The 22,063-nt window shown below is 72.4% G+C and carries 22 protein-coding genes; 4 read left to right on the plus strand and 18 right to left on the minus strand.

Annotation, left to right across the window (positions count from 1 at the left end; genetic code table 11):
• Positions 1-132 precede the first annotated feature (132 nt).
• The 3 genes from ACH4EB_RS31070 to ACH4EB_RS31080 form a co-directional block, all read right to left on the minus strand.
• On the minus strand, positions 133-1,020 hold the full coding sequence (locus tag ACH4EB_RS31070; protein WP_398351385.1) for a helix-turn-helix domain-containing protein: 888 nt from the start codon (positions 1,018-1,020) through the stop codon (positions 133-135).
• Between the two features lie 171 nt (positions 1,021-1,191).
• Positions 1,192-2,151 (minus strand): alpha/beta hydrolase family protein, encoded by a 960-nt coding sequence (locus tag ACH4EB_RS31075; protein WP_398351387.1) that lies wholly within the window; start codon positions 2,149-2,151, stop codon positions 1,192-1,194.
• A 614-nt stretch (positions 2,152-2,765) separates the two neighbouring features.
• Complete coding sequence (locus ACH4EB_RS31080; RefSeq protein WP_398351388.1) at positions 2,766-3,134, minus strand: helix-turn-helix transcriptional regulator; 369 nt, start codon at positions 3,132-3,134, stop codon at positions 2,766-2,768.
• Positions 3,135-3,399: 265 nt separating this feature from the next.
• Between ACH4EB_RS31080 and ACH4EB_RS31085 the strand changes: the two genes are divergently transcribed.
• Positions 3,400-4,248, plus strand: coding sequence for an ANTAR domain-containing protein (locus ACH4EB_RS31085; RefSeq protein WP_398351390.1), 849 nt, complete (start codon positions 3,400-3,402; stop codon positions 4,246-4,248).
• Positions 4,249-4,434: 186 nt separating this feature from the next.
• Positions 4,435-7,083, plus strand: a complete 2,649-nt coding sequence (locus ACH4EB_RS31090) for a SpoIIE family protein phosphatase (protein ID WP_398351391.1) — start codon at positions 4,435-4,437, stop codon at positions 7,081-7,083.
• Positions 7,084-7,192: 109 nt separating this feature from the next.
• Here ACH4EB_RS31090 and ACH4EB_RS31095 read toward each other — a convergent pair whose 3' ends face one another.
• On the minus strand, positions 7,193-8,005 hold the full coding sequence (locus ACH4EB_RS31095; RefSeq protein ID WP_398351392.1) for an AraC family transcriptional regulator: 813 nt from the start codon (positions 8,003-8,005) through the stop codon (positions 7,193-7,195).
• A 6-nt stretch (positions 8,006-8,011) separates the two neighbouring features.
• On the opposite strand from ACH4EB_RS31095, the gene ACH4EB_RS31100 reads away from it, so the two are divergent.
• The gene (locus ACH4EB_RS31100; protein WP_398351394.1) at positions 8,012-8,584 is read left to right on the plus strand and encodes a class I SAM-dependent methyltransferase; all 573 of its coding nucleotides are present in this window, start codon (positions 8,012-8,014) and stop codon (positions 8,582-8,584) included.
• Between the two features lie 39 nt (positions 8,585-8,623).
• Here the strand turns inward: ACH4EB_RS31100 and ACH4EB_RS31105 are convergent, their stop codons facing one another.
• Both ACH4EB_RS31105 and ACH4EB_RS31110 read right to left on the minus strand, forming a co-directional pair.
• Positions 8,624-8,872, minus strand: coding sequence for a TipAS antibiotic-recognition domain-containing protein (locus tag ACH4EB_RS31105; RefSeq protein ID WP_398351395.1), 249 nt, complete (start codon positions 8,870-8,872; stop codon positions 8,624-8,626).
• 49 nt (positions 8,873-8,921) lie between these two features.
• Entirely contained in the window at positions 8,922-9,374 is a 453-nt protein-coding gene (locus ACH4EB_RS31110) for a winged helix-turn-helix transcriptional regulator (protein ID WP_398351444.1), read from the minus strand.
• A gap of 102 nt (positions 9,375-9,476) precedes the next feature.
• On the opposite strand from ACH4EB_RS31110, the gene ACH4EB_RS31115 reads away from it, so the two are divergent.
• Positions 9,477-10,808 carry an MFS transporter gene (locus ACH4EB_RS31115; protein WP_398351397.1) on the plus strand — a complete coding sequence of 444 codons (1,332 nt, stop codon included), beginning with the start codon at positions 9,477-9,479 and terminating at the stop codon, positions 10,806-10,808.
• Positions 10,809-10,889: 81 nt separating this feature from the next.
• Here ACH4EB_RS31115 and ACH4EB_RS31120 read toward each other — a convergent pair whose 3' ends face one another.
• The 12 genes from ACH4EB_RS31120 to fabG form a co-directional block, all read right to left on the minus strand.
• Positions 10,890-11,426, minus strand: coding sequence for a hypothetical protein (locus ACH4EB_RS31120; protein WP_398351399.1), 537 nt, complete (start codon positions 11,424-11,426; stop codon positions 10,890-10,892).
• 185 nt (positions 11,427-11,611) lie between these two features.
• Positions 11,612-12,283 (minus strand): hemopexin repeat-containing protein, encoded by a 672-nt coding sequence (locus ACH4EB_RS31125; protein ID WP_398351401.1) that lies wholly within the window; start codon positions 12,281-12,283, stop codon positions 11,612-11,614.
• Positions 12,284-12,540: 257 nt separating this feature from the next.
• Positions 12,541-13,296 carry a 2-hydroxychromene-2-carboxylate isomerase gene (locus ACH4EB_RS31130; RefSeq protein WP_398351402.1) on the minus strand — a complete coding sequence of 252 codons (756 nt, stop codon included), beginning with the start codon at positions 13,294-13,296 and terminating at the stop codon, positions 12,541-12,543.
• Positions 13,293-14,282 carry an acyl-CoA thioesterase gene (locus tag ACH4EB_RS31135; protein ID WP_398351403.1) on the minus strand — a complete coding sequence of 330 codons (990 nt, stop codon included), beginning with the start codon at positions 14,280-14,282 and terminating at the stop codon, positions 13,293-13,295. The genes ACH4EB_RS31130 and ACH4EB_RS31135 overlap by 4 nt, the downstream gene beginning before the upstream one ends.
• 158 nt (positions 14,283-14,440) lie before the next feature.
• The gene (locus tag ACH4EB_RS31140; protein WP_398351404.1) at positions 14,441-15,313 is read right to left on the minus strand and encodes an alpha/beta fold hydrolase; all 873 of its coding nucleotides are present in this window, start codon (positions 15,311-15,313) and stop codon (positions 14,441-14,443) included.
• Positions 15,310-16,239 carry a beta-ketoacyl synthase N-terminal-like domain-containing protein gene (locus ACH4EB_RS31145; RefSeq protein ID WP_398351405.1) on the minus strand — a complete coding sequence of 310 codons (930 nt, stop codon included), beginning with the start codon at positions 16,237-16,239 and terminating at the stop codon, positions 15,310-15,312. Before ACH4EB_RS31145 ends, ACH4EB_RS31140 begins: the two co-directional genes overlap by 4 nt.
• Positions 16,236-17,375, minus strand: coding sequence for a beta-ketoacyl-[acyl-carrier-protein] synthase family protein (locus tag ACH4EB_RS31150; protein WP_398351407.1), 1,140 nt, complete (start codon positions 17,373-17,375; stop codon positions 16,236-16,238). The genes ACH4EB_RS31145 and ACH4EB_RS31150 overlap by 4 nt, the downstream gene beginning before the upstream one ends.
• Positions 17,350-18,492, minus strand: a complete 1,143-nt coding sequence (locus ACH4EB_RS31155; protein ID WP_398351409.1) for a beta-ketoacyl synthase N-terminal-like domain-containing protein — start codon at positions 18,490-18,492, stop codon at positions 17,350-17,352. Before ACH4EB_RS31155 ends, ACH4EB_RS31150 begins: the two co-directional genes overlap by 26 nt.
• Positions 18,489-19,697, minus strand: a complete 1,209-nt coding sequence (locus tag ACH4EB_RS31160) for a beta-ketoacyl-[acyl-carrier-protein] synthase family protein (RefSeq protein WP_398351410.1) — start codon at positions 19,695-19,697, stop codon at positions 18,489-18,491. Before ACH4EB_RS31160 ends, ACH4EB_RS31155 begins: the two co-directional genes overlap by 4 nt.
• A 1-nt stretch (position 19,698) precedes the next feature.
• A complete protein-coding gene (locus tag ACH4EB_RS31165) occupies positions 19,699-19,956 on the minus strand; it encodes an acyl carrier protein (protein ID WP_398351411.1) in 258 nt (85 codons plus the stop codon).
• Positions 19,953-20,969, minus strand: coding sequence for a 3-hydroxyacyl-ACP dehydratase FabZ family protein (locus ACH4EB_RS31170; RefSeq protein ID WP_398351413.1), 1,017 nt, complete (start codon positions 20,967-20,969; stop codon positions 19,953-19,955). Before ACH4EB_RS31170 ends, ACH4EB_RS31165 begins: the two co-directional genes overlap by 4 nt.
• On the minus strand, positions 20,966-21,730 hold the full coding sequence (fabG, locus tag ACH4EB_RS31175; RefSeq protein WP_398351414.1) for a 3-oxoacyl-[acyl-carrier-protein] reductase: 765 nt from the start codon (positions 21,728-21,730) through the stop codon (positions 20,966-20,968). Before fabG ends, ACH4EB_RS31170 begins: the two co-directional genes overlap by 4 nt.
• Positions 21,731-22,063 lie beyond the last annotated feature (333 nt).

The following is a 22,063-nucleotide window of genomic DNA, read 5'->3' on the forward strand; positions in this document are numbered from 1 at the left end:
CCTTCTTTCATGCTTCGGGGACCCTCCTCCGGATGGACGCGGGCATGGGCACGGGTACGGGTATGGGCCCGAGTACGGGTACGGGCACGGGCATGCGCCGGGGCTCGGATGGTGTGCGCAGAGGACTGTGGCTCAGCCGGCGGATGTCGCCCCGCGGGCCAGGGCGCCGGGCGTGCACCCGGCGAAGGCCAGGACATCGCGATAGAGGTGCGGTTGATCCACGTATCCGCAGGCCATGGCGACATCGGCGGCATTGCCGCCCGCGCGCAGGGCCCGGGCGGCGCAGTCGAAGCGGACCAGCATGGCGGCACGCTTGGGCGTCAGGCCGATCTGGGCGCTGAATCCCGACCACAGCCGCTTGCGGCTCCATCCGCAGGACGCGGCCAGGTCGCCTACCCGTACCCGGCCCCGGTGGGCCACGATGTCGTCCCAGGCCGCGGCGACCTCCGGCGCCATCCCCGGCGCCCGCGCGGCCCGCTGCGCGAGGAACTCGTTGGTCAGCCTGAGGCGTTCCTGCCACGTGGTGGCGACGGTGAGCTGTCCGCGCAGGCGCCGCTCGTGCCGCCCCCACAGGTCCTCAAGGCTTGTGACGGACCCGAGTTCGCGCGGGGAGACCCCCAGCAGGGCGTAGGCGGCCCGCGGAGACAAGCGCAGCTCGACGCACTCGACATGCTCACCGCGGATACGGGCCGGGCCGGGCGCCAACGGGGCAACAAGGCTCCTCAGCGCTTGCTGCCCCGTTGCCCCCTCGACCCGGTACGGGACGTCCCCGAGCTCGATGACGACGATCACCGCGGGCTGCGGGAGGACCCGCATGTCCAGGCCTGCGGCGACGCGGTCCCGGAACCCGGCCATCCGGACGCCGGCGAGAGCCGTACCGCCGACGGGACGGGCGACCTCCCAGCCGTCCCCGGTGCCCCAATCGTCTCCCGCACCGGGTGCGTCCCGGGCGCTTTCGGCGTCCCCGGCGTCCCCGGTATCGCGAACCAGGGCGCCGGCCCCCGCGTCGTAACTGCGCATGCCTCTACCGTCGCCGACTTCGTCGCTCCTGTCTTGGACGAATGTTCCGGGACGGCGCCACCCGGGCCGCCTCGGCCGCTGTCCTCAGCCGCTCTCCCGGGTCGCCCTGCTGGTCCGTCCCCTCCGATCGTCCTCGGCGACTGCCCTCCTGAGCCGCCCTCCTGAGCCGGCCTACTTGGATTCGATCCGTCCCAGCGGGTCGGGGCCGGATGCCAGCGCGTCCCGCGCCGCCTGCCAGGCCGGGTCCCCGGGGTAGAGCTCGGAACGCAGGTAGGCCCAGGTGAGCCGCTGTACCGCGGACACCCGCTCGGGGTTCTCGTCCGTGGTCTCGGCGACGTCGTAACCGGCGATCCCGCCGAGCCCGTGGTCCGCGCCGAACAGGGTGAGCAGGGACTTGGGGCCGGGGGAGAGGACGTACGGATCGGCGTGCCAGTCCGGGCCCCGGGCCGTCAGGTGGGGGGAATCGTCCTGGTCGCCGGCGACCACCAGCGTGGGGGTGGCCATCTTGGAGAAGTCCATGGCCCGGAGGAACGGGAGCACCTCGGCGATGGACTCGGTGAGGGCGTCGCCGCCCCTGCCGGGTGCGGCGAGCAGCACACCCGCCGTGATCCGGGGCTCGGTCAGGTCCACCTCCGTTCCGTCGTCGGGGTCGGTGGCCCGGGCACCCAGCAGCAGGCTCGCGGTGTGCCCGCCCATCGAGTGCCCGGCCACGGCGACCTTGCCGCGGTCCAGCCGCCCGAGAAGCTGCGGAACGGCGGCTTCGATCGCGTCGAGCTGGTCGAGGATGTGCCGCATGTCCTCGGCCCGCGACCGCCAGAACATCGGCGCTCCGGGCGTGGCGGGGTCCAGGGTCAGTGTCCGCGAACTGAGGTGGGTCGGCTGGAGCACGACGAAGCCGTGCGCCGCCCAGAAGTCGGCGAGGGGAGCGTAGCCGTTCAGCGAGGAGAGGTGGTTCGACTGGCCCTGACCATGCGAGAGCAGGAGGACCGGCAGGTCGGTCCCGGTCATCGGCGCGGAGACCCGCACCTGAAGGTCCACGGCCCGGCCGGGTACGGACAGCACCACCGGACTGACCGAGAGCACAGGGGCGGGGGAGCCGAGAATGCCGGCGGGGTGAGTCGTCGCGTTCATGAAGCCATGTCCCTTCAACGGCCTCGGGCCGCGGCCTGGTTGGGCCGCGTCCAAAGAGGCGGGCAGGAGTGTCCGGCTTCGACGGAAAGCCAAAGCGGAACTCTGTTCCGTTTACGATATGGAGCAGTGTTCCGCTTTGTCAACGAGGTCTTCTGTGGGGCGGGGGGCGGGGGGTGTGGGGCGGAGGTGGGGTCCGGGCCAGGGAGGGTGGGCGCGAGGAGCGGGCCCGCGAGTCTTCGGGGGTGTATGTGTTCGGTGCGGCCTTCCGGTGCGGCCTTCCGGTGCGGCCTTCTCCGTGGTGGGCCGGCCGTCGGAACTGGGTGCGCTGAATGCCTGGGGTGCCTGGCGGAGTTGGCGCGACAAGGTCGTCGACCGCTATCGGGGCCGGGGTCGGGGTCCCGGCTTCCCGGTCGGAACGGCCATGCGGAAGCGGCCCTCGGTCCGGGGATCGGGTTCCTGTGCGGTTCGGGGGTGGAGGCTCCGGCTCGGCCCTCTGTCACCGGCGTCGCGCCGACGGGCGGTGCTGCCTTGCCTCGTAAGGGATGCGGGCTCTTGCGGCGCCGCGGCCCGGGCCGGCCCCGCTCGGGGGCCGGTGCTCCTCAGGCCATCGCTCCTCAGGCCGTGCTGTGGTGACGTCGGTCGTCGGGGAGGGTGGTGCGGTCCGCTTCGTCCTGGACGAGCAGGGAGAGCAGGGACGCCACGGTCAGGCCGGCTTCGGCCGGATGGCGCAGCACCCTGCTGGGGTCGATCCGATACGTGTTGCTGCGGCCCTCGCGGGTGTGGGAGAGGTAACCGTCGCGCTCCAGATCGGCGATGATCTTCTGAACGGCGCGTTCGGTCAACCGGCAGTGCGCCGCGATGTCACGGATACGGGCGTTGTGGTTGTCGGCGATGGCGGCCAGCACTCGGGCGTGATTGGTCACAAATGTCCAGCCGCTGTGCGGTTCGGGCACCCCATTGTTCGACTCGGTCAGTCCATCCATGCTCCAACTCTACCGACCGAACATTCACGCGTCTCGATACACGCAACGGTTTTCGTGTATTAGTTGACGGGTATCCGACGATGGGTGAGCCTGAGACGGACGCCGGTCGAGTCGATGACAGGAGAGGAAGGCCATGCCGGAAGCTGCGCATTGGGCGCGCCTCCCTGAGGGCTCCCCTGAGAGCAACGGGAGCGACGGCACCTGGGTCACGCCCTCGCCGGGTTCGGCATGGATCGAGGTCATCCGGAGGGGTGGCCGCACAGAGGTGGCGGTATACGGCGAGCTGGATCTGAACGCCTGTGAGGGGATCGAGCGCGAGTTGCGCGAGGTCTTGAGTCGCTCGTTCCGAGGACTTGACCTCCACCTCGACACAGTGCCGTTCTGTGACTGCATCGGCCTCAACATGCTGTTGCGTCTGCGGCTACGGGCCGTCGCACAGGGCAAGGCCGTCACCATCGCCTCCAGCAGCCGCGCGATCGAGCGGCTGCTGGAGCTGGCAGAAGTCCGTGAGCTGTTCGTCGTCCCGGAACCGGGCCCGGAACCGGGCCCGGAACCGGAACCGGGCCCGGACGGGAAGCCGTACCTGAGCCCGGATCGGGCGAATCGGGCAGCTCGGGCGGGTCGGACCAACCGTGACACGAACCACGCCCCCAGCCGCGATCCGATCCACAACTCGGAGCCCGCCCCCACCCACAACCCGAACCCCGCCCCGAACGGCGACCGGACGACGTTCCCCACCGTCGACGGACCGGCCCCGTACGACGACGCTTCCCGGGGCCTGCCCACGGAGGTCGAGCAGCTTCGCCGCGCCATGCGGACGCGCCCGGCCATCGATCTGGCCCGCGGCATCCTGATGGCCACGTTCACCCTGAGCCCGGAGGCGGCCTGGTCCGTACTGGTCAGCGCTTCACAGAACACCAACATCAAACTGCACCGGCTCGCTCAGGACCTGGTCAACAGCGTTCAGGGGGCCGCGCTTCCCGAGGCGGTGCAGGGGCACCTGGGGACCGCGGTCGCCAAGGCGAGAGCCGCTTCGACGGTTCCGGCGCAGCCGGGCACGGCCACCGTCCGGAACACCGTGCCCGATCCCTGGCGCACCGCCCCCGGCGAGTAGCCACGTCCGCCCGGGGCCTTCCGGCCGCCAGCCTCGCCCGCGACGCCGGTCACCTCGAAGCCTCGCGCCTCGCGGACCCGGCAGGCGTGGCCGCCCCTCACCCGGTTGATGGATTCCGGCGAGCACGTTGACGCGATACCTCGGGAGCTGGGCACTGAGGGGTGTCGTGTGCCGCACACTGACGGCATGGACCACATCAGTCAGCCGGGGGCGGCGGCCACACAGGGGTTTCCGCCGCGGCCGGAGAGTGTGGGGCAGGCCCGGCGCTTCGTGCGGACCGCCTTGGCCGATGGCGCGCCGGATGCGGTGGAGACCGCTGAGCTGCTGGTCAGCGAGCTGGTGACCAACGTGGTCCTGCACGCGCGTACGGAAGCCGAGGTGACGGTCCGACTGGTCGGCCACCAGGGCCGTCGCGCGGTCCGGGTGCAGGTCAGCGACCACCGGCCGTGCCACCGGCCGGTGCCGGGGGAGCCCGGCCGGTTCGCCGGTCAGGGACATGGGCTGGCGGTCGTCCGGGAACTGGCCTCCCGGTATGGCGTCGACACCGGCGACGAACGCAAGACGGTGTGGTTCGAGCTCTGGCCGGACGGCCGGACCCCGCCGCCCTCCACATGGCGGACCGCTACGCCGTCCTGCGGCCCGACCCGCACGGTGACGCTCGTCGACCTGCCCGGCACGCTGTACCTGGCGGCCCGGCATCATCAGCACGCGCTGCTGCGGGAGCTGTCCCTCGCCGCGTACGCCGGTGAGGACACCGGCCTGTGCCCGGAAGACCTGACCGCCGCGCACGACGTGCACCACCTGATCGGCGCCGGTGTCTCCGCTGCGCTGGAAGCCCACCCCTCGACAGCTCACGTCCACTCCCTCCACGTCTCCCTTCCGGCGGACGTCGCACGGGCGGCACGGACCTTGGACCGGGTCCTCGACGTGGCCGACAAAGCGGCCCGGGACGAGCGCCTCCTCACCTGGCCGTCGCTGCCCCAGAAGCGCGTCTTCCGCCGCTGGCTGCTCGACCAGATCACCGTTCAGCTCAACGGCGGGCCGCCCGCCGCGTGGACGATGGTGCCCCGTGAGCCGAGCGCCAGCCCCTCGGAGCTGGTGCCCTGGGACGCCAGTCACGTCTGGGCCAGCAGGGTGCCCACCATCGCCGCCGACGACGAGAACCGCATCGTCGTGGCGAACGGGCCGGCCGCGGACATGCTCGGCTGGCAGGAAGGCGACCTCGTCGGACGACGGCTCACCGTACTGATCCCGGAACACCTGAGGGAACGTCATGTGACGGCTTTCAACCGGCTGTTGCTCACGGGCCAACCGCACATCCTGGGCCGCTCGGTACCGCTTCCGGCGCTGCACCGGGACGGCAGGCTGGTCCCCGTCAGGCTGTTCGTCCAGACCCAGGTGACGGCTGACGGCCGTACCGTCTATGTCGCCCAGCTCGCCCCCAGGACCGCCCCACCCGTCCCCGCCCCGCTCGCCTCCGGGGAGAGCCGGGCCATCCCGCCGCAGCAGCCCGGCGGGCCGGAGCTGTCCCACGACCCGGAGCGCGTCACGGGTGCGGGCAGTGACGAGCCCGACGGGCCGGCCCGGGAACGCCGGCTGCTGGCCGACATCGGGGAGTCGCTGAGCAGCACCGCGAACCTGGACGAGGGAGTGCAGCGGGTCTGCAAGATCCTGACCCAGCGGCTGGCCGACTGGTGCGTGGTGGACCTGCTCGACGAAGGCGACGTGCTGGAGCGGTTCTGCGTCGCCCACCACAGCTCCACCGAGCTGCCCACCGAAGCGTACGCGGGCCGGCTCCCGCCGGTGACCGGCGCGGCGCGGGGGCCGCTGGCCCGGGTGCTGCGCGGCGCCGGGCCGCTGCTGCTGACCGAAGGTCCGTCGCCGAGCCAGGTCAAGAGCCCGCTCGACGCCCACGACCGTGAGCTGTTCGAACGGGTGGGGGCGAACAGCGCGGTCATCGCTCCGCTGCGGACCCGCGGCGCCGTCTTCGGGGCCCTGACCCTGCTCCGTACCGGCGCGGAACGGCCCTTCACCGAGGAGTCGCTGCCCCTGATCGGCGACCTGGTCCGCAGCCTTTCCCTGGGGGTGGAGCACGCCCGCCTGTACCAGGAGACCCGGCACATCGCCGAGCGTCTCCAGCGCTCCCTGCTGCCCGTACTGCCCGAGATCGAGCACCTGCGGATGGCCGCGCGGTACGCGCCCTCCTCCACGACCGCGCAGATCGGCGGGGACTGGTACGACAGCTTCGTCGTCCCCGGCGGCCGGACCGCCGTGGTCATCGGCGACGTCACCGGGCACGACCTGGAGGCCGCCGTCGCCATGAGCCAGCTCCGCAGCATGTTGCGCGGCATCGCCATCGACCGCCAGGAACCGCCCGAAGAGGTGCTGCGCCGCCTGGACGTCGCCAACCACAGCCTCTCCGAGGAGGCCACCGCGACCTGCGTCTACGGCCTGGTCGCCGGCCCCGCGAGCGGGCCCTGGGAGCTGACCCACTCCTCCGCCGGGCACCTGCCGCCGCTGCTGACCACCAGAGAGGGCGACACGCGCTACCTCGACGCGGGGGCGGGGCTGTTGCTGGGCATGGAACCCGACATGCCGCGCCCGTGCGCCACCGACCCGATCCCGGCCCACGCGACCGTCCTGCTGTACACCGACGGCCTGATCGAACGCCGCGACGAGTCCCTCGACCACGCCATGGACAGGCTCCGCCGGCACGCCGCCGCCCTGGCGGGGGAGCCCCTAGACGTCTTCTGCGACGAACTGCTCATCGCCCTGAGCGCCGACAGCGCCGACGACATCGCCCTTCTCGCCTTCCGCCCGGTACCGCAGGACTGAACGCCGACACGCAGGGCCGGAACAAGGGCGCGTACGGGGACGAGTGGGCACGCGATGGCCTGACAGGCAGGGCAGTACACAGCGGCCCCCGGTACCGTCGCCGGCTCCTTCACGGCGAGAAATAGGCCCCGGGCGGCACTCCGACCACGCGCCGGAACGCCGCCACGAACGCGCTCGGCGACGCGTACCCGACCCGGCAGGCCACCGCCGCCACCGTCGCGCCGCCCGCCAGCAGCGGCATCGCGGTCTGGAGGCGCACCCGGGTACGCCACTGGCCGAACGTCATCCCCGTCTCCGCGGCGAACGCGCGCGCCAATGTCCGCGCGCTCGCCCCGACCTCCGCGCCCCACTCCGCCAGCGTCCGGTCGTCCGCCGGACACGCGCGCAGGGCGTGGGCGACGCGCCGCGCCCGGGCGTCGCGGGGCGGCGGCGCGAGCACCGTCGCCACCGACACCGGGCGCAACTGGTCGAGGACGACCGCTTCCGCGCGTTCCCGGGCGCTCTCCGTCAGGCCGTCGTCCGCCAAGTACGCGATCAACTGGCGCAGCAGTGACGAGACGCCGATGACGGTGGGGGCCGACCAGCGCACCGGGCAGCGGTCGGGCGCGTAGTACAGACTCCGGCCCATGACCGGGCCGGTAGCTCCCGTCGCGTGCTCGATGCCGGCCGGTATCCACAGCGCCATCGACGGCGGCAGGACCCAGGTGCTGCCCCGGGCACGTACGGCGATGACGCCCTCCTCGGCCCAGGCCAGTTGGTGCGCCGTGTGCCAGTGCCGTCCGTACCACTGGCCGTTGCCGACCACGAAGCTCCCCACCACCACCGCGGCTTTTGGAAGCCCCCGCCCCGGTACGAGATGTCCGTACCGCGACAGGATGTGTCCCCCTACCTCGTGGTGGACGTCGCCCGCGCTTCCTAGCATCGCCGTATGACCTCCATGAATCGCTTGCACCAGTGGATATGCAGTTCCGACAGGTGGGCACGGGGGGTGGAGCGGGACCTGTTGCCCTGGGCCCTCGACGGAGTGGAACTCGGCACCGACACCCTGGAGATCGGCCCCGGCTACGGCGCCACCACGCACGGACTCACGCGCCGCGCACCGGGCCGGCTCAGCGTCCTCGAAGTCGACGCGGAGTTCGCCGGGAAACTTCAGGACGCGTACGCGGGGCGGGTCGAAGTCGTGCACGGCGACGGGACGTCGATGCCGTTCCCCGACGGCGGGTTCGACGCCGTCGTGTGCTTCACCATGCTGCACCATGTGCCGTCCCCGGCACAGCAGGACCAGCTCTTCGCCGAGGCCCGGCGGGTACTGCGCCCCCAAGGCGTCTTCGCCGGCTGTGACGGCCGGGCGAGCGCGGCCTTCCGGCTGCTGCACCTGGGCGACACATACGTACCCGTCCCGCCGGAAACCCTGCCGCGGCGGCTGCGGGCCGCCGGGTTCGGACCGGCCGAAGTCACCCTCGGCAAGGGGAGGTTCCGGTTCCGCGCCGTACGGGCATGAGACGCGGCAGTCAGTGGCGGGCGCCGGTGGCCGGTCGGATCAGCTCACCCGGTCCGAGGCGTACACCAGGATGGCGTTCCGCTGGTACGCGGCCGGCCCCGGTGCGATCGCCTCGTACGTGGCCCGCCGCTGCTCGTTGTCCACACAAGCGCGTCCGATGGCGCGGTGTTCCTCGGCGGAGACCGGCCGCGGCCGGGCCAGCTTCCCGTACTGGGCAGCGACCTCGGCCTGTACCTGGTCGGCGTCGGCGGGAACGCCGACGGCCATCAGATCGGCCAGCCGGATCATCTGGACGGTGCGCCGGCGCAGGGCCCCCGGCGCGGTTTCCCGGCCCGGATCACCGGTCGGAGACCTTGTGGACGGCGGTGTCCTCGGGGGCCAGCCGTCGCCCGTCGGCGGCCACCACTTCCAGTGCGCGGAGGCGCTGCCCTCGTCGGCGGTCGACCAACTCCGAGTGCGGTTCGCCGGGGGCGAAGAAGTTCTGTTCGCCCCACTGCCGCAGGGCCACGATGACGGGGAAGAGCGCCTTGCCCTTCGGCGTGAGCACGTACTCGCGGTAGGCGCTGCCGTCCGAGGCGGGGACGGATTCGAGGACGCCGCCGGCGACCAGAGTGCGCAGGCGCGCGGTGAGGATGTTCTTGGCCACGCCGAGGCTGCGCTGGAACTCCCCGAAGCGCCGGCTTCCGTCGAAGGCGTCCCGGACGATCAGCAGGGACCACCAGTCGCCGATCGCGTCCACCGACCGGGCGACGGGGCAGTCGCTGTCGTCGAAGCGTGTCCTGGTCACCAAAGCGTCCCTCACTCTCACAACGGTTGCAACATGCTACCGCAGGGGTTACGGTCGCCCTCATTGGTCAGTGGTAGCAAGTTGAAACCAGATGTGGGGGTGCCGATGCCCGGCAACGATGAGGCCGTGACACGGCGGTCCGGACGGTGGTCCGGGCGCTGGACCGGACGGCGGACCGCGGCCCGGGGCGGCGAGGGGCCCGCGTCCGCTCCGTCCCGTGGCGTCGTCGTCCTGTTCGCCGTCGCCTGTGGGGCCGCGGTGGCCAACGTCTACTTCTCCCAGCCGCTCCTGGTGACCATGGGGCACGACCTCGCCATGAGCCCGGCCCTGGTCGGCAGCGTGGTCACCCTCACGCAGATCGGATACGGACTCGGGCTCTTCCTCCTCGTGCCGCTGGGCGACGTGACCGACCGCAGACGGCTCATCGTGGCCCAGTTGCTGCTCCTGGTGGTGGCACTGACCGTGGTGGCCACCGCCCACACGGCGGCGGTCCTGCTCGCGGGCATGGCCGCGACGGGGCTGCTCGCGGTCGTCACCCAGACGCTGGTGGCCTTCGCGGCGTCACTGGCCCCGCCCGCCGGGCGCGGACGGGTCGTCGGCCTGGTCACCAGCGGTGTGGTCATCGGAATCCTGCTCGCCCGCACCGCGTCGGGCCTCATGGCCGACCTCGCGGGCTGGCGCTCGGTCTACCTCGCCTCGGCGTCGCTCACCGCACTGCTCGCCCTGGTCCTGCACCGAGTGCTGCCGCCCCACGGTGACGCTCCGTCAACGCCCCCGCGCTACGGACAACTCCTGCGCTCGACGATCACCCTGTTCGCGCGGGAACGGCTGCTGCGTCTCCGGGCCCTGTTCGGCCTGCTGGTTTTCGCCGCCTTCAGCACCCTGTGGAGCAGTGTCGCACTGCCGCTCAGCGAGGCCCCGTACTTCCTGTCCCACAGCGCGATCGGCGCGCTGGGGCTGATCGGCGTCGCCGGCGCCCTGGCCGCGACCGTGGCGGGCCGCCTGAACGACCGCGGACTCTCCCGGCGGACCACCGGCATCGCCCTGGCGCTGCTCGCCGCCTCGTGGCTGCCCCTGGCCTTCACCCGCAGTTCGCTGTGGGGCCTCTTCGTCGGAGTGGTCCTCCTCGACCTCGCCGTGCAGGCGGTCCATGTCACCAACCAGACCCTGATCTACGCGCTGCACCCGGACGCGGGCAGTCGCCTGATCGGCGGATACATGGTCTTCTACTCGATCGGCAGCGCCACCGGCGCCATCGCCGCGACTTCCCTCTATACGGCGGCCGGCTGGGGCGCCGTCTGCGCACTGGGCGCCGCGTTCAGTTGCCTCGGGCTCGCCCTGTGGGCGCTCACGGGACGCGGCAGCCCTGGCTCTGCCACCAGGCGCGCTGCCTCAGCGGTAGTTGAGCGTCCCCGCCGACCGCGTACGGCCCCGTGATCGCGTGCCCCGTGATCGCGTGCCCCGGACCCCGGACCCCGTGCCCGGGGTCCGGTCCACGAACCGCACCCGCCCCACACCTCACCGCTGCTGGGCCGGCGGGCAGTAACCGGTGTCCTCGCCGATGGAGTTGATTTCGGCGTTGGAGCGCGGGTCGCTCGCGTAGTTGATCTGGTTCGTGCACTTCATTCCGGGCTTCTTCGGCGTACCGGCGGGCGTGCCGCCCTTCTCCCGCTTCGGCACCGGGCAGCTTCCGGTGTCCTGGCCGATGGAGTTGATCTCCGCGTTGGAGCGCGGGTCACCCGCGTAGTCGGCCTGGTCCGTGCACTTCTTCCCAGGCTTCTTGGCGGCACCCGACGACGCACCGTCGGTGGCGTCCCGGGTGGCCTTGCCGCTGGGGGCGGGGGCCTGCCGCACACTCGCGGAGGCGGACGAGGGCGACGCACCGGAGCCGCCGTCCTGACAAGCGGTGAGCCCGAACGCCGCCGCGGCGACCACCACGGCGGCGGCAGCCTTGCGGCAGTGGCGGAGTGTGGTGCGGTGCGACATGTCGTCCTCGTTCTCTTCTCGTGAGGCATCGGCGATGCCTCGGCTGATGAGGACAAGCCTGTCGACCACCACTGATGATCTATCGCTGTACGACTAACGTCTCACTAACGACTGGCCGCATTGGCGGCGTTGAGCGGGGAGGACACAGCCGCGAGCAGGTGGCCCGCAGGGCAGCCCCGGGCACCCACATGGACGCCCCGCCCGGATTCAGCCGGGCGGGGCGCCGTGCTGCCACGAGCGTCATGCTCCGCGGCTCACGCGAAGAAGTTCCAGTTGCCCTCGATCGGCAGCGGGTAGCCGCTGTCGGTCCTGTCGCTGACCAGGTCGTACCGGACGTACTGGTCGTCCTTGAACAGGTACACCTTGTCCGTGTCGAGCACCGAGTTGACGGCCGCGTCGACACCCCGCTGGAAGGTCTCCGGCAGCCCGCGCCAGCCCCGCAGGATGGGCGTCGGTCCGCCGAGGAGCTTGTCGTTGGGGACGTCGTAACGGATGTACAGATCGTCCTTGAAGAACCAACTGACGTTCGGATTGCTCTGGTGGTTGACCGCCGCGTCGATGCCGAGCTGGAAGTCCGGCGGCAGCCCCTTCCACCCCTCCGCGATGCTCAGCGGATAGCCGGGCTCCATCTTGTCGGAGTCCAGGTCGTAGCGGACGTACTGGCTGTCCTTGAAGAGGTACACGATCTGCGGCTGGTCACGGCGGTTGAGCGCGGCGTCGATACGGCGCCCGAAGGTGTCCACCAGACCGGGCCAGTTGCCCTCGATGAGCTTCGGGTACCCGTCGAAGCCGTGGTTCTCCCGCATGTCGTAACGCACGTAGGAGTTGTCCTTGAGGAGCCACGTGATGGGGTCGTTGCCCTTGGCCCTCACCACGGCGTTGATGCCCCGGTAGAAGGATCCAGGTGCAGCGGTCTGCTCTGCCACGTTCCACACCCTCTCGCAGTCGATGTCGATGGGTCTGGTTGACGCCTGCCGGCCGGCGGCTGTCCGAGCTCGTCCCGTCACCTTGCCAGCCCACCACGGTCGTGTCACGACACCATTACGCATCGGCTCATTCCTCCCCATCCCGCCATTCGGATCGAGCCATACCACACCCACCCAAACTCCCTCGGCAGCCCCACATTCCCCCCGCACCCCTGGAACGCCGCCCGGAACCCCGGCCCCGTACCGGCCACTGCCAGTCAGCCACAACCCCCGGCAGTGTCCGAGTCGTACGCACCCAAGCGGTCGAGCAGTTGATGTGGCGGCGCGGTGAGCGGCACGGTGCGTTCGTCCGGCCCCGCAGGCCCGGTGTGTACGTCCGGTCCCGTGGGCGCGCTCGGCTGCTGGCCGGCCAGCTCCGCGGCGAAGTCCTCGACTCGGTCCAGCCCCCAGAACCGGTGCCAGCCGACGGCGAAGTACGGGATGCCGAAGACCTCGTCGTCGTACGCGGTGGCCAGTGCGTCGACCGCTTCGGCGCGGATCTGCGGGTCGTGCACCGCCTCCACGAGAACGGCCAGTTCCTCGCCGCCCGCCGCGAGCGCCTGGCGCAGGGTGACGGCGTCGCAGATGTCCTCGCCGCGTTCCCAGCGGGCGGCGGCCATCAGCACGTACGCCTCGTGGTGCCGTCCGATGTGCCGCGCCTTGAGCCAGGCCAGGTGCGGCAGGTCCCACCAGGGGCACGGTCCGTCCACGGGCCAGACCATGCGGTAACCGAGGCGGGTGGCCAGTCGTCTGGTGTCCTGCAGGATGTAGCGGTGTTTGGCACGGCTCATCTGCGCATAGTGGAAGCCGTGGCCACGGGCCGTGAGTTCTTCGGTGATCTGTTGGCCGGGTTCCCAGAACGGCCGGTGGTCGATGTGCTCGCGCGCCTGGGGATACAGCTTCTCCAGGCGCCGCAGGGCCATCCAGCTAAAGGGGGACCGCAGGCTGAAGTAGAGGCGGGGCGGGGGTTTCATCGCGGTTCTCCCAGGAGGGCCTTGACGATGGGTTCGTCCAGCTCGGCCGGCGCGCCGGTGCGTTCACCCGTCGTGTGCGCGTAGCCGTGGGTGATGGTCGCCGTCGCCGTCGGGACCAGTGCGTCGCCGCGCCGGACGTAGCAGTCCATGCGGGCGTCGAAGAGGGTGCCGCGGATGATGTCGGTGACCGCGAAGACGGTGTGGAGGCGCTCCTCCATGAACGCGTCCGCGAGCATCCGGATGCGGGTGCGGTGCACGACGGGCACCAGGCCGCGCGTGGCCAGATGGTCGCCGATCGCGATGCCCCGGGCTGCCAGGTATCGGTCGACGACGTCCTCCAGGATCCGCACGTATCCCGCGTGCTGCATGCGGCGGTCGTAGTGGCAGTGGAAGTACGGGACGCGCCGGCGCCACAGGAGGGCATTCGACCCGGGGTCGGGCAGGACGGGTTCGGGGGCGGTCGGTGACGGCAGGCGCAGCGGTGTCGGGGGGCTTCCGGCGGGGAGGGCCGGATGGGCCACGGCGTCGACGGAGTCCACGGCCAGGGGGCGGAGTTCGGGCGGTAGGGGCTGGAGTTCGGGCGGCAAGGGTGGGCGGTTCGTACGGTCCCGGTCGGCGACGAGGGCCACCCTGGCCGTGCCACGGAAGACCGGCCGGGCCTGTTCGGGGGCGTTGATCGTCATCCGGGCCTTCAGGCGCAGGCCCTGGCGCGGCACCGGTTCGGTGGCGGTCAGCCGGGTCCGGGTGGTCTCGTCCAGGAGCAGGGGCGCGGAGTAGGTACCGGTCGACTCCACGATGTCGAGTCCGTGGCCGAACTCCTCGTACAACCTGCGCGCGCCGGGGCCGGAGCGGTGGAAGTGGTCGAGTACGGCCTCCTCCAGGAGGCAGAGGTACTGTCTGAATCCGGCCCAGGTACGGACGTTGACGCCCTCGTGGCGCGGGCGGCCGGCTGTGGTGGTGTCGAAGGTGTGGCGCGGCGCGTTCACGGTGGTCTCCATGAGGTGCTGTGCGGCCGGTCCGGATGAGCCGAGGGGAGGCGGACGTACGGGCCTGTCGGAGGGGACGGACATACGGGCCCGACCAGGGGAGGCGGACGTGCGGACTTCGTCGGACGCGGCGCCCGCACAGCCGGCGGTGGGGTGATTCACGGGTACGTCCGGATTCCTGGAACTGCCCCCGCCGGGAGGCCGTTGAGAAGAGAGAGCAGGGGGGAGGCGGCGGTTTCGGTTTCAGGGAACAGGGTGAGGAGTGTTTCGATGTCTGCTGCGAATGGCTCGGGTGCCTGGTATGTGAGGAAGTGGCCGACGCTCGGATGGACGCGGAGCGCGGCGGTGGGAAGACCTTCGGCCAGGGCGCGTCCTTGGTCGACGCCGGCTGAGGGATCGTCCTCGCCGGCCACCACCAGAACGGGGACCCGGACCGCGCGCAGATCGAGGGTGCCGGAGGTGCGGTAGCTGTCGCGGAGTGCCACGAGAGCCTGCGGGGGCAGCCGGGCGGCAGCCGTCCGCGCCATGGACGCGAGTACGGCTTCCCCCAGGCCCTGGGCGCGGTGCCCGACTCGGCCGCGTACCGCTTCGGCCATGAGGACCTGGAGGGTCTCGCGGTGGCGTGCGAAGGCGTCCCGGTCGGCGGGAGCGTTCGAGGTGCGGAAGAAGGGCGCCGCCAGCACCGCGGCCCGCAGGCGGCTCGTCCCGGAGTGTGCGCGCGTCAGGTATCCGAGCGCGGCGTTGGCGCCGAAGGAATGGGCTACGAGAAGATCGGGGCGCTCCGGCAGTGTGCGGAGGGCCTGCGCCAGGTGCCGGGGTGCGTCGGCGGTACGCCGCCAGCGGTAGTCGTTCCCGGCGCGCCACGGCAGGTCGAGGGCGTAGACGCGGACGTCGGCCGGCAGGTGCCGGGCCAACGGCTCCCACATGCGCCAATCGCCCTGTAGCCCGTGGGCGGCGGCGATCACCCCGGGACGGGGAGTGGCGCGGGCGGCGTTCCCTTGGAGCGGGTGCCATGCGGACCGACGGGTCATCCTCGGTCTGCCTTTCGCCGCCGGTCGGCCTGTCCGGGGCGCCGGAGCAGGGCCGAGACGTAACCGTCGGCGTGGTCTCCGCTGGTCACGCGTACCCAGCCGGAGCCGGCACACCCGCGCAGCCAGGCCGCCGCGACCGCCGCCCGTACGACGCCGTCCGCATCGTCGGCCGGTCCCGGCGGGGGCGGCACGATGCTGTCGGGTCGAGCTGCCGAGGAGCCGTCCGGCGCGGGCAGGGCGGGGGGCCGGGAGCCGTGCCGGGTGAACCGCCCCAGGAGCAGCGCATCGGTGCGAGGCCGGGTGGCCGCGGGTTCGATGATGACGCAGGCGGCCTGCGCGCGGTGGCGCGTCCCGTGGCCCGCCGGGGCGTGGGCGGCCCGGAGAGCGCGCGCGGTGGCGTCGTCCGGCTCCACGCCGACCACGACCACCCGCTCGGCGCGGCTCGCGCGGAGCAGCAGGACGGCCAGGCGCAGGGCCGCCAAGCCGCTGGTGGTTCCGGAACAGACCGTGAGGTTCGGGCCGGTCAGGCCGTAGCGCAGGGCGATGGTGGCGGCGATGACATTGGCGGACATGTTGGGTCCGGACAGCGGGCTGATGTCCCGGTACGAGCCGTGGCGTACGGCGTGGGCGGCCCGGCGGACGCTGTGCACGTTCCCGAGGTGGGAGCTGACCACCACGGCGGTACGCTCCGCCGCCGGCGGCGGGGACGCCGGCCGGCCCGGTGGCAGCCCCAGCGCCAAGTGCGCGGCGCACAGGGCGAGCCGGGTCGCCGGTTCCTTGGCGAGCAGCCCTTTTCGCCCCAGCAGCAGGTGCGCTTCCTCGGGCGTGTGCCGCGCGACGGGCAGGCCGCCGGGCAGGCGCGGCCCCTGCCCCGGGAGGGCGAGGGCGAAGGCCGTCACGGCGGCCTCGTCGTGCGGGGTGGTCATGGCGTCGCCTCCAGTACGCCGACGGCGTTGATCCCGCCGAAGCCGAACCCGTTGATCTGCGCCCGGCGCACCGAGGCGGTGCCGGCGTACCCGATCACCGGTCGTACGCCCCGCAGTTCGTCGATGGGCCGGCGCAGCCCGGTGACGGGCGGAACGCGTCCGGTGCGGAAGATGTCCAGTGCGACGGCGACGCTGTGCAGCGCCGAGCTGCCCGAGGTGTGGCCGATGGCGCCCTTGAGCGCGGTCAGCAGAGGACCGGCCGGGGCGGCCGAGGCGAAGATCTCCCGCAGGACGGCGGCTTCGACCGGGTCGTTGAGCGCCGTGCCCGTGCCGTGAGCGATGACCAGGTCCACGTCCCGCGGGGTGACGCCGGCCCGGCGGTGGGCGTCCCGGACGGCACGGGCGATGCCTTCGGGGTCGGGGGCGGTCGCGTGACGGGCGTCGCAGGACAGGCCGACACCGCGTACGCGGGCCAGCGCGTCGCGGCCCTCGGCGGCCACGGTCGCCTCGGGCTCCAGCACCAGGGCGACCGCCCCCTCGCCCAGCAGGACGCCCCTGCGGTCCCGGTCGAAGGGGCGGACCCGTTCGGCGGGGACCGCGGCCGTGCGGCCCACCAGGGCGAGCATGCTCGCGGCGAGGCCGTCACTGCCGGCGACGAGCACCGCGTCCGCGTCTCCGAAGTCCAGCAGATCGCAGGCGAGGGCCAGCGCGTGGCCGGACGCCGCGCAGGCGTTGGCGAGCGTGACGACCTCGGCCGCCTCGGGCAGGACCGACCGGACGGCCTCGGTGAAGTGCAGGGTGGCCGGGTGCGGTGGCTCGGCGTCCGGCTCCCACCGCTCCAGCTCGCGAATCTCCCGCAGACCGGTGCCCACCAGGGCGCTGATCCGCCGGCCGGTCGTGTCGAGCCCGGAGGCACGGACCGCGGCGGCCACACAGCGGGTGAGCCAGCGGCTGGGGCGCCGGGGGAGTTCCTCGTCGCCGTCCGCCACCTGGTAGCCGTGTGTGACGCCGAGCCGGGCGCCGTCCAGGTGGCGGAGCGGGGCCGCTCCGCACCGCCCGTCCAGCAGGGCCGCGAACGTCTGCTGCCGGTCGCCCCAGCAAGTGAGCGCTTCACAGCCGGTGATCACTGCGGTCATCGGGGCACCTCCTGAGTACGGCGGCTCCGGCCGCTCCGTCCCAGCCGAGTGAGGTGACCAGGGCGACCGACCGGTCCGGACTGCGTTCCGGAGAGCCGAACCGGGCCAGAACGGTGGCCAGTTGCACTCCGGCGGATGCCGCCAGGCAGTCTCCGGCCGTGTCCGCGACGCGGAAGCGGCGGCAACGCGCTTGCGCGAGCAAGCGGTCCAGCACCTCCTCCTCGGCCCGGGTACGGGGACACTCCGCCGGGCCGCCGCAGGTGACGGCCAGGTCGACCTCCTCCGGGGCCACCCGCGCCAGGGCCAGCGCGCGCCTGGCGCAGCCCTCCACGGTCGCGGACACCGCCTCCGGGGCCGGTTCGCCGCCGGCCAGCTCGACGGCGAGCAGCTCCGCGCGCCCTCGGCCCGTGGCCCCCTCCGCCGCGGGCTCCAGGGCGAACAGGGCCGCGGCCTCGCCCAGCAGCCGGGCCTCCCGGCCCCCGTGCCAGTGGCGGGCGAGCCAGGCGTTCTGCGGGGAGTACTCCTCGGCCGCTCCGGCGATCATCGCGGTGGCGTGTCCCCCGCGCAGGGCGTTGCGGGCGTACCGCAGTGCCGTCAGGGCGGCCGGCGGCCCCGCGGCGAGGGTGGCGTTGACCCCGCGCAGCCCGTACCGGATGGCCGCCTGCCCGGCGGCGCAGTTGATCGCCGCGTTGGGGAAGAGCTGCGGACTCACCAGATGGGGACGGCTCCGCAGATAGGTCTCCCGGCCGAACTCCCAGGTGGAACGGGCGCTCCCCAGGTTCGTGCCGAGGGCGAGACCGGTCTCCTCGGTCGCCGGGCCGGGTGCGTGGAGCCCCGCGTCCCGGAGGGCCAGACCGCAGGCGACGACGGTCAGCGCGGTCACCCGGTCGTAGGCGGAGGTCCCCTTGCGGCCGAGGTGCTCCCGGACGTCGAAGCCGGGCAGGACGCAGGCGACGTCACGGGGGAGGGGCTCGTCGAACATGGCGGAGATGTCGACCGCGCAGCCCGCGCAGCCCGCGCCGCTGAGCACGGCCTCGGTGAACGCGGCCGCGCCGATGCCCAGTGGGGAGACGACGCCCCAGCCGGTGATGACCGGTGGTGCCGTCAGGGCCCTCATTCCGGCCTCCCCAGCACGGTGACGGCGTTGTTGCCCCCGAAGGCGAAACCGTTGTTCTGCACCCGGCGCAGCCGGGCCGGGCGGCCCCGGCCCGGCACCGGATCGAGGTGGGGGAGGCCGGGGTCGGGCTGCCGGTGGTGCGCGGTGGGCGGCAGGAACCCCTCGGCCAGCCCGACGGCACAGGCGAGCACCCCGAAGGCACCGGCGGCACCCATGGTGTGACCGAGCATCGACTTGACGGAGCTGGTGGGCGGCGGGCTGCTGCCGAAGACATCGAGGACGGCGCGCCACTCGGCCGCGTCGTTGGCCGGTGTTCCGGTGCCGTGGGCGCAGATGTAGTCGATCTCGCCGGCTGCCACTCCGGCGTTGCGGTGGGCGCGGCGCATGGCCGTCGCCATGCCGCCGGTGTTCGGCGCGACCATGTGGTCGGCGTCGCAACTGAGGCCGTGACCGAGCACCTCGGCATAGATGCGCGCCTGCCGGGCGCGGGCGGACTCCAGCGGTTCGAGGAGCATCGCGGCGCCGCCCTCGGCGAGCAGCATGCCGTCCCGGTCGCGGTCGAAGGGCGCGCAGATCCGCGCGGCCATCGTGCCCAGCCGGTAGAACCCGGCGTACCCCCACCGGCTGAGGGAGTCCGCCCCGCCCGCGATCATGTAGTCGGCCTCCTCGTGGGCGACGGCGTCATAGGCGTGACCCACCGCGTAGTTGCCCGCCGCGCAGGCGCTCGCGATGGTCACCGCCTCGCCGGTCCAGCCGAACTCGCGGGCGACGCCGTCAGCGATCCGGGAGGCGGGGAGCCGCCGGGCCAGATGCGGGTCGAGGCGGCCCAGCCCCTGGGCGTTCCACCGGACCACGCCCTGGTCGACGAGACCGCTCTCGCCCCCGGTCGTCCCCATGCTCACCCCGGCGCGGTGACGCGGCAGCCGGGCCGGGTCCAGGCCCGCGTCGCGCACCGCGAGCCGCGCCGCGGCCGCCCCGAAGAGCGAGGCCCGCCCCCACTGGTCCGGGGAGAGCCGCGCCACCATGGAGGACGGGTCGGCGTCCGTGACGGCTCCGGCGTAGCGGGTGGGGAAGTCGGCGAAGTCGGCGCCGGTCAACTCCGCGGTGCCGCTGCGGCCCTGGCGCAGCGCGTCGGTGAAGGCGCGGACCCCGATGCCGATGTTCGACACCGGCCCCACGCCGGTGATGACGACCCGGCGGGCCATGTCACCCCCGCCGTCCGGAACACTTCTCGACGATGTCGTACACCGCCTGGAGGTGGCTCATGTTCGCCAGCTCCTCCTGCGGGATCTCGATGTCGTAGCGCCGTTCGATGCGGGCGAGCAGCTCGATCGCCTGGAGCGAGTCGGATTCGTGGTCCTCGACGAAGCGGCTCGTGGGGGTGAGTTCCGCGGGGTCGACCTCCAGTACCTCGGCGGTCATCTCCCGCAGTTCCTCGAAGAGCTGTGTGGCGGCGGTGGTCATGGCGTCTCCCTGGGGTCGTCGGGCGGTGGCAGGGCGGCGACGGTGCGCCTGCCGCCCGTCAGAACGGATACCGGACGTACGACGGCCAGCGCGAAGCCGACGGACAGCACGCGCCGGCCGTCGACCCGGCTTGTGCCGCTGAGCGTGACGGCGGCGCCGCGTGCGTGCTCGACGCACACCTCGTGGCGCACCGTTTCGCCCGGGAACACCGGGCGGTGGAAGGTGCAGGCGCGTAGGTGGCCCAAGACCGGTACGCCACGCGCACGGTCGTCAGGAGCGCCGCTCCGCAGCCAGAGCACGGCGCCCGCCTGGCCGAACGACTCGAACAGCAAGGACGGCGGGTAGGCGAACCCGTCGGGAGCCGTCCGCCCGTCGAGTCCGGCGTAACACGGCTCACCGCGGTCGACGGTCTTCTCTGCCGTCAGGCGCCGTCCGGGGCCCAGTGCGACGACGCGGTCCACCAGCAGTGCGGGGTGCCGGTGCGGCAGCACGTCCATCAGGTCGCGGTACGCCAGAACGGTCCCGCGTGGCTCGGCCCCACCCGGATGCGAACAAGGGGCGGCGGGCCGGGGGCCGGGAGGGGAGCGCAGGCAGAAGTCCAGCCGGAGGGCTGCCGACTGCCGGCCGTCACGGCGTCGGCACCGGGCATCGATACGGAGCAGATCCGGGGCGTCGGCGTGGAGCGTGCCGGTCGCCGACAGGCGGAGGGTGTCGCCGGCCGGCAGCGGCGCGGTGAACCGGGCCGAACGCACGGCGGACAGTACCGTGCGGGCGGCAGGCCCCCAGTGGTGCCGCACCAGCGCATGAACCGCCTGCCGCACTGCTTCCAGTACGAACGTCCCTGGATAGAGGGGGAACCCCGGAAAGTGCCCGGACAGGTAGGGATCGCGGTGGCGCACCACCTTGGTGGCCCGCACCGTGAGCCCGGGCAGGCAGCGGACCTCGTCGAGAGCGTTCCAGGGGAGGGCCGCGCCCCGTGCCGCGGCCGTCGCGGGGAGACCGACGGACGTCACAGGACGATGCCCCCGTCCACCTGGATGACCTGCCCGGTGAGGTACGAGGACCGGTCGGAAACCAGGAAGGCCACGGTGTCGGCGACGTCCTCGGGGCGGCCGTAGCGGCCGAGCGGAATCCTCTCCAGCGCCGCCTTGCGGGCCCGCTCCGGCAGGCCGGCCGTCATGTCCGTCTCGATGAAACCCGGCGCCACGACGTTGACCCGTACCCCGTACCGCGCCATTTCCTTGGCCATGGCCCTGGACAGGCCGATGATTCCCGCTTTCGACGCCGAGTAGTTGCACTGACCGGCAATCCCGTGAATTCCGCTCACCGACGAAATGTTCACCATCACGCCCTGGCGCCGCTTGGACATACGTAACGCCAGGCTGCGACAGAAATGGTAGGTGCCGCCGAGATTGGTGTCGACAACGGTGCGCCACTGCTCTTCCCGCATGAGGGCGAGCGAAGCGTCCCGTGTCATTCCCGCGCAGTTGACCAGCGCCTGTACGGGGCCGAACGCGGATTCCACCTCGGCGACGAACACGTCCACCGCACGGTGGTCGGTGACGTCGACGCGCGCGCCACGGCAACGGGTGCCACCCGCTTCGACCTGCTCGGCGAGGTGCCCGGCCGCTGCTTCCGCGGCCCGGTAGCAAAAAGCCACATCGAACCCGGAACGGGCCAACCGCTCGACAATACTCCGCCCGATACCCCGGGACCCGCCGGTCACCACCGCGCAAGGATTAACCATGAATCGCCGTCCTGTTGCCGATGTCATCTGCGGACTCGCCGATTCCTTCCGTGTTTCCGGCGCCTTCTCATGAATGCATGTACGGCATCGAACAGTAAAGGGTGGCCGATGTTGAATGTCCCGACCAGCAGGTTTCAACACGTTCAACACCGGACACTTTTCCGGGCCGGTGAACCCGGGTAGGCACTGGTGAGGACTCGCACGGATAAAGGCGGGGCGCGCAGGGCGGGATACCGGGCCACGTCGAGTGCGCGCCGGGCCATGCTCAATGGCGCTGTCACCGGCATCGCGTGGGAAACCCGTCTCCCGGAGCCGTGGAACGGGCGGACCTGTCACCAGCCGGTGCGCCTGCTGCGGCGC

The sequence above is a fragment of the Streptomyces sp. NPDC018045 genome (assembly GCF_044327445.1).
Taxonomy (GTDB): domain Bacteria; phylum Actinomycetota; class Actinomycetes; order Streptomycetales; family Streptomycetaceae; genus Streptomyces.

Coding starts and splice junctions, on each gene's coding strand:
- ACH4EB_RS31145 (WP_398351405.1), bottom strand. CDS start 16,239: ATGACCACCCCGCACGACGAGGCCGCCGTGACGGCCTTCGCCCTCGCC.
- ACH4EB_RS31070 (WP_398351385.1), bottom strand. CDS start 1,020: ATGCGCAGTTACGACGCGGGGGCCGGCGCCCTGGTTCGCGATACCGGG.
- ACH4EB_RS31075 (WP_398351387.1), bottom strand. CDS start 2,151: ATGAACGCGACGACTCACCCCGCCGGCATTCTCGGCTCCCCCGCCCCT.
- ACH4EB_RS31130 (WP_398351402.1), bottom strand. CDS start 13,296: ATGAAACCCCCGCCCCGCCTCTACTTCAGCCTGCGGTCCCCCTTTAGC.
- ACH4EB_RS31115 (WP_398351397.1), top strand. CDS start 9,477: ATGCCCGGCAACGATGAGGCCGTGACACGGCGGTCCGGACGGTGGTCC.
- ACH4EB_RS31095 (WP_398351392.1), bottom strand. CDS start 8,005: ATGCTAGGAAGCGCGGGCGACGTCCACCACGAGGTAGGGGGACACATC.
- ACH4EB_RS31100 (WP_398351394.1), top strand. CDS start 8,012: ATGACCTCCATGAATCGCTTGCACCAGTGGATATGCAGTTCCGACAGG.
- ACH4EB_RS31090 (WP_398351391.1), top strand. CDS start 4,435: ATGGACCACATCAGTCAGCCGGGGGCGGCGGCCACACAGGGGTTTCCG.
- ACH4EB_RS31160 (WP_398351410.1), bottom strand. CDS start 19,697: ATGGCCCGCCGGGTCGTCATCACCGGCGTGGGGCCGGTGTCGAACATC.
- fabG (WP_398351414.1), bottom strand. CDS start 21,730: ATGACATCGGCAACAGGACGGCGATTCATGGTTAATCCTTGCGCGGTG.
- ACH4EB_RS31155 (WP_398351409.1), bottom strand. CDS start 18,492: ATGAGGGCCCTGACGGCACCACCGGTCATCACCGGCTGGGGCGTCGTC.
- ACH4EB_RS31150 (WP_398351407.1), bottom strand. CDS start 17,375: ATGACCGCAGTGATCACCGGCTGTGAAGCGCTCACTTGCTGGGGCGAC.
- ACH4EB_RS31080 (WP_398351388.1), bottom strand. CDS start 3,134: ATGGATGGACTGACCGAGTCGAACAATGGGGTGCCCGAACCGCACAGC.
- ACH4EB_RS31165 (WP_398351411.1), bottom strand. CDS start 19,956: ATGACCACCGCCGCCACACAGCTCTTCGAGGAACTGCGGGAGATGACC.
- ACH4EB_RS31105 (WP_398351395.1), bottom strand. CDS start 8,872: ATGATCCGGCTGGCCGATCTGATGGCCGTCGGCGTTCCCGCCGACGCC.
- ACH4EB_RS31140 (WP_398351404.1), bottom strand. CDS start 15,313: ATGACCCGTCGGTCCGCATGGCACCCGCTCCAAGGGAACGCCGCCCGC.